The sequence below is a fragment of the Methanobrevibacter sp. genome, from assembly GCF_017427765.1.
Lineage (GTDB): Archaea > Methanobacteriota > Methanobacteria > Methanobacteriales > Methanobacteriaceae > Methanocatella.
Genome location: NZ_JAFRSC010000020.1, coordinates 71,008 through 86,322 on the forward strand (window position 1 = coordinate 71,008; position 15,315 = coordinate 86,322).

Consider the following 15,315-nt stretch of genomic DNA (forward strand, 5'->3'; position numbering starts at 1 on the left):
ATTTAAGGAATGAAAATTTATATACTTTTTAGGTTAACTATGACAATATTTTATTAACAAGTTTATTTGAAGCAATTGAAAAATTAAAATTACAATAAATAATTAAGACATATACATAAAAATTAATCTATTAAAAAATGACAGACATAATTAAAAAAAGTAAAGAAGATAATTTAGTCATTCGCTAAATTATCAAAGTATCCTTGTATAAATATTACGGGAGTTCCCTTATCTCCTGAACCGCTTGTCAAATCACATAGTGAACCAATCAAATCAGTCAACACACGAGGAGTGGTTCCTTCAGTTATCATCTGACCGGTCAAATCAGCATCCTTTTCACGGATTTCATTTTTGATTGCCTCTTTAAGCTCATCACCAGCTAAATCAGCAAACTTATTGTCAGAAACATATTTCAGTTTGATTTCATTGGGATATCCGACCAGTCCGTCAGTATGTGCTGGTGAGACAACAGGATCTGCAAGTTCCCAGATTTTTCCGACAGGATCTTTAAACGCACCGTCACCGTAAACCATAACTTCAATCTGCTTTCCGGTCAAATCAATCAGTCTTTTTTGAACTTCACGCACAAGAACATCACCGGTTTTCGGGAAGAGTTTCAGCCTTTCCTCGGTTGCTTTGTTTGAACCTAAAAGCCCAAAATCAGGGTTGAATCCTGAATCTCCAACAGGTTCAGTCAAGATTTGATGCAGGCCGTAAACATTTGCCCCCATGCTTTTAAGCAGTTTTGTGGTCTTTTCTCTTGTGTGAATGTCACATGTCAAAACGTCTTTGTTATAGTCAAGAATTGTCTTTACGTCGTTTGAAAAGACAAATTCAACTTCACAGTCTTCACTTTCAATCAGCTCACGGTAAAAGTCAATCATGTTGATTCCCGTGAATGGATGTTTCCATGAGCCGAAGGTTTCATAGTATTCCTCTTCTGTGATGATGCTTCCAAGATTATATTCACTTGCATCTAAAATATCCTCATCGAGAATTCCGTTTCCCACTTCATCAGACGGAAATGAAGTTAACAAAGTAATCTTATCCATTGCCCTTGCAATACCTTTAAGAATTATGGAAAATCTGTTTCTGCTTAAAATCGGATTTGTCACACCGATGTTTTTGGATGGGAATTTATTCAACACGTCTTCGGCAACATCATCCACGGTTACATAGTTTCCCTCTGAAATTCCAACGACCGCTTCTGTGATTGCGACAATGTCCCTGTCTTTGAATTCAAAATTTTCTGCTTTTTTTGCAGCCATCAGTGAATCAACAACAATAGTGGCCATATCATCGTTTTCCTTAATAATTGGTGTTCTTATACCTCGCACAACAGTACCGACACATCTCATTTAAATTACTCCTAATCAACAATATATTTTTTCAAATCCTCAGCCTTATCTGTTTTCTCCCATGGAAGACCATCGATACCGAAGTGGCCGTATTTTGCAGTCTGCTTATAAATAGGATGTCTTAAATCAAGGGTTTCAATGATTCCGTCAGGAGTCAGCTTGAAGTTGTCACGCACAATCTTATCCATGCTTTCGGAAGTTTCAACTCCAGTTCCGAAAGTGGTTACCATAACAGATGTAGGTTCGGCAACACCTATTGCATATGACAGCTGGATTTCACATTTCTCGGCAAGTCCTGAAGCGACAATGTTTTTTGCAATGTATCTTGCCATGTAGCATGCGCTTCTGTCCACTTTTGTGCAGTCTTTACCTGAAAACGCTCCACCACCGTGTCTTGCATAACCTCCATAAGTGTCTACGATGATTTTACGACCTGTCAGACCGGCATCTCCGTGAGGACCTCCAATTTCGAATTTACCGGTCGGATTGATGTGCTCTTTGGTGTTTTCTGTCATCAGCTCCTGAGGGATGACTGCCTTAAAGAGTTTTTCACGAATGTCTGCTTTTAACTGTTCCTGATTTTCAGACACTGTTTCGTCATGCTGGGTTGACAGTACAACCGCATCTAAAGAGATGACATTTTTGTCTTTGTCATAGTTGACTGATACCTGTGCCTTGCCGTCAGGGCGGAGGTATGGAATTTCACCGGTTTCTCTTAACTCGGTTAGTTTGTTTGTAAGTTTACGTGCCAAATCAATCGGGAACGGCATTAATGATTCTGTTTCGTTGGTTGCATAACCAAACATCATTCCCTGATCGCCCGCTCCAGTTTCACCCTCTCTTGCAACGCCCTGATTGATGTCCTGGGACTGGGCATGAAGTTTGGAGATGACCTCACAGTTATGACCGTCAAATTTCAAATCAGGATTGTCATATCCGATTTCAATGATGGTATCCCTTATGATTTTTTCAATGTCTTCTCTTGTAATGTCTGCATCTGATGTAACTTCACCAAATACCATACAGAAGTCTGTTGTAACGCAGGTTTCACAGGCCACATGTGAATTAGGGTCCTGACTCATGTATGCATCCAAGATTGCATCTGAGATGATATCCGCCACTTTGTCCGGATGGCCCTGTGTTACTGATTCTGATGTAAATGTTCTGTATACTTCATTCATTTTTATTCACCTATTAATCTGTAAATACCTCATGATTTATGATTAAGCATTCATAATATATGATTGATAATTTAAGTAGTTGTTATGTTAAACATGAATATAAATTAACAACAATTTAATTTGTTTTAAGGACAAGATAAGAATAATGTTAACTAAGTTATACATGTAGATAAACTACTTAAAAAAAATAAAATTTGAAGGAAATTATGTTCCTTCCTGCCAGTTTGCCATATATGCCTTTTGTTTGTCTGTCAGTGAATCGATTTCAATTCCCATAGCATCGAGTTTCATGCTTGCAACGGTGTAGTCGATTTCATCAGGTGCTTTGGTAACTCCAATTGGGAGGTCATTTTCTAAAATGTGTTTTGCTGAAAGTGCCTGTACTGCAAAGCTCATGTCCATGATTTCAGCAGGGTGTCCCTGACCTCTTGCAGCTGAAAGGTTTACTAAACGACCGTCGGCTAAAAGGTAAATTTTTCTTCCGTCTTTTGTGGTGAACTCTTCAATGCTTTCACGAACTTCTTTGACTTCAGTTGAGATTGCTTCTAAATCTGGTCTGTTGATTTCCACATTGAAGTGACCTGAATTTGCAAGCATACATCCGTCCTTCATATATTTGAAGTCATCACCGCAGATGATGTCTGCATTACCTGTTACTGTGATTATTAAATCAGCCTGTTTTACTGCTTCTCTGATAGTCATTACACGGTATCCGTCCATTCTTGCTTCTAGTGCTCTGATTGGATCAACTTCAGTTACAATTACATCTGCTCCGAGACCTGCTGCTCTGAGTGCAAGACCTCTTCCGCACCAGCCGTATCCTGAAATGACGACAGTTTTACCTGCAATAACCATATTGGTTGTTCCCATGATTGCATCGAAACTGGATTGTCCTGTTCCGTATCTGTTGTCGAAAAGGTATTTTGTGTATGCGTCGTTAACAGCAATTACAGGGAATTTAAGAGCTTTGTCTTCGTGCATTGCCTGGAGTCTGTGAACACCAGTTGTGGTTTCTTCACATGCCCCTTTGATATGTTTGAGAAGTTCTGTTCTTTCGTTGTGAAGAACCATAATCATATCTGCTCCGTCATCGATTATGATATCCGGTTTATGGTCTAAAACCATATTGATGGTTTGATAGTATTCCTCATCATCCTGTTCTCTCCAGCCGTAGACGTTTAATCCTAAATCGGCTGCTCCGGCAACTGCATCGTCATGAGTTGAAAGCGGGTTGCATCCAGTCATTGCGACTTCAGCTCCGCCGGCCATCAGTGTTAAACCTAGGTTTATTGTTTTAGGTTCAAGGTGAAGGCAGGAGCCTATTGTAATTCCTTTGAACGGTTGAGTTTCTTCATATTCCTTTTTAATGGATTCCAAAACAGGCATGTGTTTTTGAACCCATTCAATTTTCCTTACACCTTCCGGTGCTAGTGACATGTCTTTAACTTTACTCATAAAAATCAAATCCTGAAAATAAGTTTGATAGTTTAGAAATTTAAATCTCAATTAAGTATATCTAGGTTATGCATATTAAATGTTAAGCAATATTGCTTAACACAATTTGTTGTGGAAAAATTAATCTAAAACAGATTATTTAAATGAGAAAAATATTTGTGGATTTTAATATTTAACCATCCACAAATTCATGATTATTCTATAAATGTTTTCATATATTCAATCAGTTCATCTTTTGTGGAATCCTCAAGACCGAATTCAATGGATGCCTTAAGCCAGTCAAAACGGGTTGCGACATTATAGGTTTTGCCTTCAAAAAGAACACCGTAGACTTCATCCAATTTTGAAAGTGCATCTGTAAGCTGGACTTCACCGTCAACACCAGGTTCTGTTTGTCTGATTTTATCAAAGATATCTGATGTTAAAATGTATCTTCCCACCATTGCAAGGTTTGAAGGAGCTTCACTGATTTTTGGCTTTTCAACCAGACGGCTGATTTTATATATATTGGATTCACTTTGGTTTGCCTCGACAATACCGTACTTGTTGAGCTTATCGTTTGAAATTGTTTTTAAAGAAATTGTGGGTTTTTCATATCTGTTGAAAATGTCGATTAACTGTTTGGTGCATGGTATTTTTGATTTTGTGATTGTGTCTCCCAAAAGAACTGCAAAAGGTTCATCTCCGATGTGTCTTTCTGCACATAGAATAGCATCCCCTAATCCATTTTGCTCTCTTTGTCTGACATAGCAGACATCCACAAGGTCTGTAATTTTTCTGACTTCCTTTAGAACTCTGTCCTTACCTGCATTTTGAAGAGTATATTCAAGTTCATAAGACTTGTCAAAATGATTTTCGATTGAATGCTTGTTTCTGCCCGTGATGATTAAAACATCATCAATGCCCGAAGCCACAGCTTCTTCTATTGTATATTGGATGATTGGCTTGTCATAAACAGGCAACATCTCTTTAGGTTGTGATTTGGTTGCAGTAAGAAACCTTGTTCCGAAACCTGCAGCCGGAATTACCGCTTTCATAATTATAGTTAGGCATTAACGGAATATATAATGTATGTTTAACAGCACCTCACCAGATTACAGATGTTAGCAAAATTTGCAATAACAATAGAAAACACACGTTCAAGTAATCCACTTGAAAAAATAAAAGAAAAAAAGATTTTATCTTTTAACTCTTGTGATAAGAACAAATACGACCAGTATCAATAATCCTAAAGGATTTCCGGTATTACTTTTACCATCAGTGCCGATTTTATTTTGACAAATGTCATCTGACGGATTGTCCAAATAATTGTTTTGGGCAATATCATCTGACTGACTATCCGAAGAATTGTTTCGGGTTGTATCATCTGATTGGTCCCCATTGTGAGGATAATACGGATCGCATATATCATCACAACCGAATTTTGCATGGTTGTTTTCAAAAGTGCAATTGTGAAGTTCACTGCCACTTTCCTGATAAACCGCTCCCCCGTGGTCTGCAGAATTATCGCTTAAAACGGAATCATAAAGTTTACTGGCAATCTGATAGATTGCACCGCCGGTAGCTGCATTATTGTCTTGAAAAACACAACTGGCCAGGATACTGTCACTCTGATAGACTGCACCGCCAGACTTTCCGGCTGAATTATTCCTGAAAACGGAATCTGACACGCTGCTGTCCAGCTGGAATATTGCGCCGCCTGCTTCATCTGCATGATTGTCCGTGAAAGTGGATGAGTAAGTCGAACCGCCATCACTATAAACGGCACCACCTTCGCCTGCTGAATTATTTACAAAATCAGAATCATAAATATAGGATTCATCCAGATAAACGGCACCTCCACGGCCTGCATGGTTGTTTTCAAATGTGCAATTGTTTATTTCACTATCCGGAGCTAAACGAACAGCACCACCATCACCGTCGGTTTTACCGTTGATAAATACAATGTTTTTTAAAACAACGCCTGATGCGGACACATCAAATATTCTGGAGTTTGAATTTGCATCAATAATATGATTGTTTCCGTTGATTGTTATCGGCTTGTTTATAACAATTCCATCTGGAAAATCATCATTTGCACAAAAATAATCCTGACTTAGGGTTATGTTTGAATTTTCAGGCAAATTCTCAATTAATGCATTGAGATCAGCAAATGACCCCTGATTTGCGTTTGAATTGATATTGTCAGAACCGTTAACGTCGTAGGCAACAGAAACACCAAGAGTTAAAAAGAATATAATTGAACCTAAAATCAACAATTTCAAAATATTCATGTTAAATATTCTATACATCATCATATTTATAGTCGGACCTGACTGATATTGTCTCTCACTAAAAGATTAAATTCGAAAAAAAGAAGATAAAATAAGGAACGAATCCTTATTTTTTAATTTTTGCAGTCTTTTTAACAGTATCCTTAAGGTATGTTGCCTGATAGGTTACCTTTTTTCCAACCTTAAGTTTTTTAAGGACATTTGATTTAACTGTTACCTTTGCAACACCCTTGGAGTTGGTTTTTGCCTTGTATGTTTTGCCGTTGAACTTGAAGGTCACCCACTTGTTTTTGAGATACTTATTGTTGACTTTCCCAAGATTTGCGCTCAGCACAAGCTTTTTGGCGGATCTTTTGACAGTCACTGACTGAAGGCTTACGATATGGTTTACGGTCAGTGTTTTTGTAACTGACTTTCCAAGTGAGGTTATGGTCATCTTGTATGTTCCGGGAGCATTGTCAACCTTGAACTTGGCAACGCCCTTGGAGGTATACAGGGTTTTGAATGTTTTGCCGTTGATTTTAATGACCACCTTAGCGCCGTCAGCAGGCTTTCCGTCAGCTCCTTTGACATTTATTGTGTAGTATGAACCTGCAGAGTAGGTCACCTTGGCATTTGAAGCTGTGACTTTCGCCTCACCGATGATAAGTGTTGATGTCTTTTCAACATCCCAGTTCTGTGATGTGATTTTGATTTCATATGTTCCGGCAGCCAAATCCTTTAAACTGAATTTAAGATAACCGTTTTCAGAATCTTTTAAAAGAGAGTAAACTGCTTTACTTTCTTTTAAAACGTCAACAAAAAAGCTGACCGGCATGTCCTTATTGTAGCTGACTTTTGCAGGAATCTTTATTTCAATGGTTTTTGCAGGAGCGAAAGTGAATGTTTTAGGCATGTCAATTTCAATGCCCTCGCCAACAATGGCGAATGAATCATCCAGCAATGCCTTTGAATAATATCCAAAGTTTTGCCCGTTGAGTTTAAGATTTGAATTTTCAAGCTCAACTGCAACGTTGGAGTTTTCTGTAAAATTGGATGATTCAACTGAAAGATTTGAGTTCATGCAATGGATTGCACCGGCGGTTGGAGCTGAATTGTTTGTAAAACTGCACTGAATTACGGATGCATTGCTGTTTTGAAGTAGAACAATGCTGCAGTGTGCGTAATAACTGCTGATTCCGGTTACCTGATTGTCTGTGAAAGTGTTGTTGAACATGCTACATTCGGCAGCCGTGATGCGTATAAGATCATGATATCTGATGGAATTGTTTGAAAAATCATTACCTGATATTTCAATTGTTTCTGCTGAAAGTTTGATGAAATCGGCATATTCGACATCACCATTGGCAAAAGTGTTGTTTTCAATCACAACTGAGCTGGCTGAGGCGCTTAAAACCAGACCGTCCGGGTTTATGAAATCAGAATTCAATATTGTGCATGAATCATTATTTGAGCCATAGGTCTCCAGAGTTGACCTGTCGTTGAATTTAGAATTATTTACGCTGATTGAACGGCCGTATTTTGAACGTGCGCCGTTGAACTCACATCCCCAGATTACCAGATTGTTTTCGGCCTCGATATCACAGGTTCCGAAATAACTGTATGAGGACACAGTTGTATTGTCCAGGATTATGTTTCCTTTGGCATGTATTGTGGTGGCACCGGCATTGTCCTGGCCACCATAATATTCCATTTCTCTCCAGACTTCAGTGCTGAGTGCTCTGTTTGCCGACAGTTTGGAGTTCAATACTGTAAGATTGTCCCCGCAGTAGATTGCACCGCCACGGGCAATAGAATATATTCCTTCATACACCTGCAGATTATAGATTTCCTCTGAGGACAGTCCGTTGTCATCATTAAAATCCACCACATTGTCTTTGAATGTGCAGCCGTCAACTGTTAATGATTCTGTGGAATAGATTGCACCTCCGCAACTGATAGTGTTTTTGGCGTTGGTAAAAATCAGGTTTTTCAGTGTGACAGTGCCTGCAGTGATGTTAAGTATTCTTGATGTGGAATTGGCGTCGAGTATTGTAGCGTTTCCACTTCCTTCAATAGTGATGCTTTTGTTGATTAGAATTTCCTTACCTGAACCGACATAGGTTCCGTTCAGGATTACTGTTGCATTTTCTTTCGCATTGTTTATTTCGTTTTGAACGTCTTCAAACGAATGCGAACTTTCCTTGACGCTGATGCTTGCGTCATCGACCGATAACGTGTTTTGTGTTAGATTTTCATTGGCTGATACTGCGGTTAGTGTTAGAACCGCCGACAACAGCAATAGCATCAGAACTATTTTTCTTGTTTTTGTGTACATGATAATAGTTTATTGGATACCATTTATTAAATATTGTTATTGATTTATAATAATAGATTCAAAACCCTGTTTTAAATCATCTCATACAGCATACACAACAAACTGATGAATCTCATGATTAAAACATCAGCGATTCCTGAAGCAGCCACTTTTCTATTGTGTATTGGATGATTGGTTTGTAATAAAAAAGCAACATCAATTTCAGACTGGATTTTGCTCCAGGTGCAAATCTTGTTCCAAAACCTGCTATGGACATAACTGCTTTGATGATTAAAACTTACTAAATACCTATATAAGATTTATACATGTAAAATTTTGGATATCCGAGAAACCAGTGCGAATTTTTTATTTAATATACAATTGTCTCAAATCTAAATGATTTTAGAAAAGTTTAAAACAATTTATAAACATACTTAAAAACTGAAAAGGACATATTACCATAGCAATCAATACATAATAAGTGACAATCATGAAGGATTATTTAGATGAGTTTAAGCAAATGAAAGAAGAAAAACGACTCCAATATACTGCTTATAATAATTTAATTTATAATGACCTCTACTCCTCCAAATATAAAACAGGTAATGAAAAAATAAGCATCATAATACCAACACATAACCGATTTGAACAATTGACACAATTGGTTAACAGTATTTTTAACCAAACCTACCAAAATTTTGAAATAATACTAGTTGATGATTTATCTATTGATGAGACAAATGAAGTTTATAGCAACTATCATGACAAACGCCTAAAATATTACCGGAATTATGAAAATTTAGGAGCGGGATTAAATAGACAGAAAGGTTATAACCTCTCACATGGAAAATATATAATTTTTTGTGATGATGATGACTACTTTATTGATAATGAGTATTTTTATGAGTTGATAAAAATATTTGAAGATGAAAACATTAATTTAATTTGCTCAGAATCATACACTCATTATGAAAACAATGATAAATACATACATACCAATTTAAACATTGATGAAGAATCAATTGATTCAATTGAATATCTGAATAATTTTATGACAAAATACAGAAAACCAACCTCCGTATTTCCCGCAGCATTTAGGAGAACTACATTAATTGAAGCCAAATTTAAAGAAATGACAATGATGAATGACACATCAATTTATTTAAGAGCACTGATGATTGGAGGTAAAACTTATATTAATAAAAAAATCATAGGAGTTTATCGAGTTCATGAAAAAAATTTCACAAAGAGTGTGCACTCCGACTTCATAATAAAAAATCTTGAAGAAAAGAGAAAGATTCATAATTATTTAAAAAAACATGAAAAGATTTCAAATTCTGATGACTGGTATGCACAACAGATTGCAATAACTATGAACTATTACTTAGACAATGTTGGAGATATTGGAGGTGTAGATGCTGTTTTGAATTGGATTTTAAAAAATGTATCATATGATGAGTATTTGAAATATAAAAAAAAGAACCATTGAATCTTATGGTCTTAAAGTGTATTATTTTAAATATCCAAATGTCGGAGATATGTTAAATGAAGAAATTTTATCTTCAATTTTTCAATTAAAATTTGAATCTGACACGATTCAAACTGCTGATTTGTGTTGTGTTGGAAGTCTTTTAGATAACCTTATAACAAACACAGATATTGGTGAATGGGAAAAGAAAATGCTGACAGAATGTGATTTTAATAAACCAATCCACATTTGGGGAACCGGTTTAATGTATCATTATGAAAATATTCCTCAAGAAGGTGTGAGACATTTTATTATCCATGCGTTGCGCGGTGAAAAAACAAGAAAACGAGTATCAGAGATTCTTGGAAAAGAAATTTCATGTGTTTTAGCAGATCCCGGCCTTTTATCATCATTAATTGTGAAACCTTCAGAGAAAAAATATTCATTAGGCATAATCCCCCATTTTGTAGATAGAAATGAGGAAATCTTTAAAAAAATGCTTGAATATTATCCTAATTCAAAATTTATTGATGTTCAAGAAGAAACAAAAGATGTTTTGAAAGAAATTTCTGAATGTGAATATATTATTTCAACTAGCCTTCATGGATTAATCATTGCAGATTCATATTGCATTCCAAATTGTTGGTGCGAGATTTCAGATAATATTTTAGGCAATAGATTTAAATTCCATGATTATTTCTCTTCTTTTGGCACTGATAGAGAATGTTTTGATTTGAGAAATGGAGAACTGCCGGATATTGAAAAAGATTTTAAATGCAATTTCCAATCAGAAGACCAAGTTTACAAAAAACAAAATGAATTAATAGAATGTTTCCCATTTAAATTATGAAAATAACTAATTAATCAGAAATCTGAAAAAAGTTACTCGAATAACACATCATTTTCATTTAAAAAATCTAAAATAGCATTATCTAGACTTTTTTCAATATCATCATATAAATCATATTTCTCTATAAAATCAGAGTAAACTCCCTGAATTGCATTATAGAATTCATCTTTGTACTGATCTTCAATTTTATTATATTTTATTAATAAAGCTTTAAATATATAGGTTAATACTTCGCATTTATAATATTCATAGATTTCTTTATTTTCCAAAAACACGTCCAAAATCATATAAGAAATAGGAATGCCATCAAATAATCGTTCATTGTTGAGGGTCATGATAGAATCTGGTCGCCTACGCCTATTATAAAAATATTTGTTAATAAATGAAATTCTATCAGCATTAATCCAAGCTTTACAAGAAAAAGGATTATCCTCCTGAATATAATTCTTATCAGTAAACCTTATATTGTAGTCATCTAAAAATGATTTTAAGTATAATTTATTACAAGGACCTATTGGAACATCAAATAACTTCGTTTTATCCAAATCCCACTGATTAAACACTTCACGTTCAAATTTTTCCATAAATTTCATATCATAATACTCTTCCATACCAAATTCATGAGATTCCTCATAATAAACAATATTTTTAAACAATAATAAATCCAAATTATATTTTTCAGAGGTTTTAATAAGAATTTCAAAAGTATTTACTGATAACCAGTCATCACTATCCAAGAAAAAAACATATTTTCCTTGAGCTACATCCAAACCCCTATTTCTTGAAAACCCCTGACCCCTATTAGAATCGTTTTTAAGAATTTTGATTCTAGAATCTTTTTCATGGAAATATTCTAAAATCTCTAGAGAAGAATCATTTGAAGCGTCATCAATGCAAATTACCTCAAAATCCCGATAAGTTTGTTTTAATATACTATTTAAACAAACATGCAAGTAATTTTCAACATTATAAACTGGAATTATTACTGATATCATATTCTCATCTAACTTATTAAAATAGACATTTAGGCACCTTGTTTAACTATTTATACATAAGATTTAATCAATAAATATTTAAATAAATCAAATCATAAAAACTTTATTAACCTATAACTTCATTATCAATTTCATCCAATCTTTACCATAATGTGCCATCCTCCTAATAGAAACATTAGCAAACGCTCATAATGGATGTGCTTTGAAATTTTTAAATTGTATCTCTGAAATATCTCCATTAACTGAAAATAGGAAATGAGTTGGATTTTCTAATGTTTGTGTATTTGTAACACCATTAAGAGTCGTATTGATTGTACCATTTGTAATTACGATTTCCACATGATACCAATTTTCTGGTTGAGCATTAAAATTAGCTAAACTAACTCCCCTTATTGAACTTGAACTATTATAAAATACAATATCCCACTTATCTTTACCCCCATATTGTTTCATATCAAATTCAATTTTATAATTATCTATAATCTCTATTTGAATATATCCATTAGAATTAGTATCTGTGATTGAAGAATACTCTTGATTTCTAGTCATGTTTGGATTATAAAGATAAGTCCATATATCATTATGGTCATCAATTGTACCATTATCATATTTATAATAATCACTTTTTGTGACTGGTCCAGAAGATACTTTATATATATTCCAGTGAGAATTGTGCAACATTGGAATTGCAGTGACATTCCCATCTAATTCTGGATTGCCCCAACAACAGTAATAAATAGTTTTATCAGAATTATTGTTAATGAACCCCATAGTGTCCTTTTTATCAAGTTCATTAAAATCATATATCTGATGCGCTTCACCCATATCTAAACTATGTAACCAAGTACCAGTACAATAAATATCCCATTGATCTGAAAATAGTAGGAACATAGGTGCATTTGTAGCAATTACAACAGAATTATTATCCTGAGCAATATTATCAAATACATCCTGTTGAACCATACCATTATCATAATATATCCCACTATTTGAAACTACATCACTAATTCCAGCAATTAGCAAAATACATACCAAAATTGAATAAAAAATTAATAATTTTTTATTTCTTATTTTAACAATCACTATTGAAATCACTAGCCATAAAACCGCAGTAACAGGTATTAAATACCTTACAATCAAAATTGGTTTAAATAAAATAGAAATAACAACACTAAATACAATTGTTCCAATATAAACTGCAAAACCACTTACAATATAAAAACTAGTTTTATCATCAAAATCAATTGACTCCCTATAATAAATAATAAATAATAAAATAAGAATAAATATTGCAAATACATGATATATCAAATTATTTGAAAATAAAGACATTGCAATCTCTGAATGAACAAAACTTGAAAATGAAGATATAATAAGATCCAAATTCACATCAGGAATCCAATAACCCCCACTAACATTGGACATTTGAGCAATTAAACTAGGAATCCAAGGTACGAACATTATCCCTGCTAAAATAACAGATAACATCCAATATTTGAGTTTATCTTTTTCTTCAAACAATAAAATATAAACTAAAAATACCAGATAAAGAACTAAAACAGATATTCCAATAAAATATTGAGTATAAACACAACAAACACTAAAAAATGAAAATAATACTATTGATTTTTTATCAAAACTATTTATAACATCTTTAAAATATATAAATGAAAGTAATAAGAATAATGTCCCCCAACTGTACATTCTAGCAGTTAAATAATACAAAAAGAAATCAGACATGACAAACATAGCAAAAGAAAACAATCCTGCACTAAGCCAACCATAATCCTTTCTAATTTTTACAAATGAAATTATTAAAATCAATGCATAAGGAATAATAGAAACTAATTTTAAATTAAACAGAGTATTTGTTAATCCAAAAAAGTTTAAATAATCTAGTATAAATTTAGCTATTAAATAATATAATGGGGGATGAACATCATGCGCTGTTACAGTAATAATATCAAACACTGGAAAATTTATATAAGTAGTAGTAAAAAACTCATCAATATGTGTGAAAAGATGAGTTATAGGTGATGTAAGTAAATAAATCAACATTAAAACACTTAATATAAATAAACTTTTTCCAATGATTGATTTTACATTAACAGAAACCATAAGTAAAATATTATAAATAATATTATATATATTTTTTTAGTAGTTAGGCTATGTTGAAATCCTTTTTGAAATTTTGATGTATTGGACCATATTGTAAACTAGTGTTTTGAGTCTTGTTTCTTTGTTTCTTAATCTTGTGCTTTTGCTTTTGTTAATTCCACCAAATCTTCTTTTTATTACGCTGAATACGCTTTCTACATTGTTTCTTCTTGAGCATATTTCTTTTTTGAATGTTTTTTGGCTTAATCTTCGATACCAGCCATGTCTGAAGTTTGCTTTTAATGGTATTTGGTCTAAAGCTTTGATTTCTTCGTTTATGCAGTTTCGTATGGGTTCAGTGCCGTAGGCTTTGTCTGCCATTATGTATTGGATGTTATATTTTTTTAAGCTTCTTATTGCAGCTATTACGAATTTTGTGTCGTGTCTGGGTCCTCTTACGGCTTGTGAGTATAAGATCATTCTTGACTCGACATCGATTGCAATATGGCTTTTGGTGAAGTGTTTCACGTTGTATCCTCTTATTTCCAGGTAATATTTGTCAGCGTAGTCGCTGCTGAATCCACTTCCATCTAAAGCTATTATTTTTGGTTCAATTTTTAAATTTTCGATTAATTGGTTTGTTATTCTTTCAAACATGTTTGTTGGCATTCGTTTATAGAATTTCTGAAGTGTAGAGTAGTTGGGTGCTTGTTTTATGCCCAGATATTTTTTTAATTTGTCGGAAAATGCTATAAAATCTGCAATTTCACGATAAGTGACATTTAAGTAAATTTTTAATGCAACAATGGTGAATAATGATGGTTGTGAGTACATTTGCTTTGAATATTTGCTTGAATACTTATTTAATGACATTTTTGTATAGCTATAGCAAGTTTCAATGAATTCTATCAATTCATTTGAGCTAATAGTATTTAATTTGCCGATTTCTAATTTTTTGAAATATTTTTTTACTTGTTTTTTAAAGCCAAAATCCAAAAGGTTTTTATGCTTTGAAAACCTAACTATAACTGGAGACTGTTTGTTTTTTCGTTTCATATATATAAATATTCTCCATTTTACTATAAATAGTTTATTATAACTTATTTTAAAAAATAACGAAGTATAATTTTAACTGTAAAAAAATAAAGAGCACATGACTAAAAAATTAAAAAAATACTAATTTTCCATCCAAAAAAAAGAGTCGATGTGCAATTTCAAGTGAAAAAATTTTTAGGATTTCAACATGGCCCAGTAGTTAATTAGAATATTGAAAAGTTAAGGTTTTGATTTTTTTAAATTCCAAACAGATACTTATTTCACAATTTTATTCAGGAACTTAATT

Annotated in this window: 12 protein-coding genes; 2 read left to right on the forward strand and 10 right to left on the reverse strand. The window is 33.6% G+C overall.

Annotation, left to right across the window (positions count from 1 at the left end):
- Positions 1 to 173: 173 nt before the first annotated feature.
- From IJL02_RS05685 to IJL02_RS05715, 7 genes are all read right to left on the reverse strand, one after another.
- Entirely contained in the window at positions 174 to 1,358 is a 1,185-nt protein-coding gene (locus IJL02_RS05685) for a coenzyme F420-0:L-glutamate ligase (RefSeq protein ID WP_292812606.1), read from the reverse strand.
- 11 nt (positions 1,359 to 1,369) lie between these two features.
- A complete protein-coding gene (gene metK, locus IJL02_RS05690; protein ID WP_292812611.1) occupies positions 1,370 to 2,539 on the reverse strand; it encodes a methionine adenosyltransferase in 1,170 nt (389 codons plus the stop codon).
- Positions 2,540 to 2,743: 204 nt separating this feature from the next.
- Positions 2,744 to 3,994, reverse strand: a complete 1,251-nt coding sequence (locus IJL02_RS05695) for an adenosylhomocysteinase (protein WP_292812620.1) — start codon at positions 3,992 to 3,994, stop codon at positions 2,744 to 2,746.
- Positions 3,995 to 4,188: 194 nt separating this feature from the next.
- On the reverse strand, positions 4,189 to 5,031 hold the full coding sequence (gene galU, locus IJL02_RS05700) for a UTP--glucose-1-phosphate uridylyltransferase GalU (RefSeq protein WP_292812624.1): 843 nt from the start codon (positions 5,029 to 5,031) through the stop codon (positions 4,189 to 4,191).
- Positions 5,032 to 5,172: 141 nt separating this feature from the next.
- On the reverse strand, positions 5,173 to 6,267 hold the full coding sequence (locus tag IJL02_RS05705) for a hypothetical protein (protein ID WP_292812628.1): 1,095 nt from the start codon (positions 6,265 to 6,267) through the stop codon (positions 5,173 to 5,175).
- Between the two features lie 106 nt (positions 6,268 to 6,373).
- Positions 6,374 to 8,584, reverse strand: a complete 2,211-nt coding sequence (locus IJL02_RS05710) for a right-handed parallel beta-helix repeat-containing protein (protein WP_292812635.1) — start codon at positions 8,582 to 8,584, stop codon at positions 6,374 to 6,376.
- 118 nt (positions 8,585 to 8,702) lie between these two features.
- Entirely contained in the window at positions 8,703 to 8,840 is a 138-nt protein-coding gene (locus IJL02_RS05715) for a hypothetical protein (protein ID WP_292812639.1), read from the reverse strand.
- Between the two features lie 213 nt (positions 8,841 to 9,053).
- On the opposite strand from IJL02_RS05715, the gene IJL02_RS05720 reads away from it, so the two are divergent.
- Both IJL02_RS05720 and IJL02_RS05725 read left to right on the forward strand, forming a co-directional pair.
- Positions 9,054 to 10,052 (forward strand): glycosyltransferase family 2 protein, encoded by a 999-nt coding sequence (locus IJL02_RS05720; RefSeq protein WP_292812644.1) that lies wholly within the window; start codon positions 9,054 to 9,056, stop codon positions 10,050 to 10,052.
- Positions 10,053 to 10,101: 49 nt separating this feature from the next.
- Complete coding sequence (locus tag IJL02_RS05725; protein WP_292812656.1) at positions 10,102 to 10,881, forward strand: polysaccharide pyruvyl transferase family protein; 780 nt, start codon at positions 10,102 to 10,104, stop codon at positions 10,879 to 10,881.
- A gap of 32 nt (positions 10,882 to 10,913) precedes the next feature.
- On the opposite strand, the gene IJL02_RS05730 is transcribed toward IJL02_RS05725, so the two are convergent.
- From IJL02_RS05730 to IJL02_RS05740, 3 genes are all read right to left on the reverse strand, one after another.
- Positions 10,914 to 11,876, reverse strand: coding sequence for a glycosyltransferase family 2 protein (locus IJL02_RS05730; RefSeq protein ID WP_292812665.1), 963 nt, complete (start codon positions 11,874 to 11,876; stop codon positions 10,914 to 10,916).
- A 186-nt stretch (positions 11,877 to 12,062) separates the two neighbouring features.
- Complete coding sequence (locus tag IJL02_RS05735; protein WP_292812670.1) at positions 12,063 to 13,994, reverse strand: hypothetical protein; 1,932 nt, start codon at positions 13,992 to 13,994, stop codon at positions 12,063 to 12,065.
- A 48-nt stretch (positions 13,995 to 14,042) separates the two neighbouring features.
- A complete protein-coding gene (locus IJL02_RS05740) occupies positions 14,043 to 15,029 on the reverse strand; it encodes a transposase (RefSeq protein WP_292812685.1) in 987 nt (328 codons plus the stop codon).
- Positions 15,030 to 15,315 lie beyond the last annotated feature (286 nt).

What these genes read in the sequence shown, in the direction of transcription:
- IJL02_RS05685 (WP_292812606.1), bottom strand. Translation starts at nt 1,358, where the DNA reads ATGAGATGTGTCGGTACTGTTGTGCGAGGTATAAGAACACCAATTATT.
- metK (WP_292812611.1), bottom strand. Translation starts at nt 2,539, where the DNA reads ATGAATGAAGTATACAGAACATTTACATCAGAATCAGTAACACAGGGC.
- IJL02_RS05695 (WP_292812620.1), bottom strand. Translation starts at nt 3,994, where the DNA reads ATGAGTAAAGTTAAAGACATGTCACTAGCACCGGAAGGTGTAAGGAAA.
- galU (WP_292812624.1), bottom strand. Translation starts at nt 5,031, where the DNA reads ATGAAAGCGGTAATTCCGGCTGCAGGTTTCGGAACAAGGTTTCTTACT.
- IJL02_RS05705 (WP_292812628.1), bottom strand. Translation starts at nt 6,267, where the DNA reads ATGAATATTTTGAAATTGTTGATTTTAGGTTCAATTATATTCTTTTTA.
- IJL02_RS05710 (WP_292812635.1), bottom strand. Translation starts at nt 8,584, where the DNA reads ATGTACACAAAAACAAGAAAAATAGTTCTGATGCTATTGCTGTTGTCG.
- IJL02_RS05715 (WP_292812639.1), bottom strand. Translation starts at nt 8,840, where the DNA reads ATGTCCATAGCAGGTTTTGGAACAAGATTTGCACCTGGAGCAAAATCC.
- IJL02_RS05720 (WP_292812644.1), top strand. Translation starts at nt 9,054, where the DNA reads ATGAAGGATTATTTAGATGAGTTTAAGCAAATGAAAGAAGAAAAACGA.
- IJL02_RS05725 (WP_292812656.1), top strand. Translation starts at nt 10,102, where the DNA reads ATGTTAAATGAAGAAATTTTATCTTCAATTTTTCAATTAAAATTTGAA.
- IJL02_RS05730 (WP_292812665.1), bottom strand. Translation starts at nt 11,876, where the DNA reads ATGATATCAGTAATAATTCCAGTTTATAATGTTGAAAATTACTTGCAT.
- IJL02_RS05735 (WP_292812670.1), bottom strand. Translation starts at nt 13,994, where the DNA reads ATGGTTTCTGTTAATGTAAAATCAATCATTGGAAAAAGTTTATTTATA.
- IJL02_RS05740 (WP_292812685.1), bottom strand. Translation starts at nt 15,029, where the DNA reads ATGAAACGAAAAAACAAACAGTCTCCAGTTATAGTTAGGTTTTCAAAG.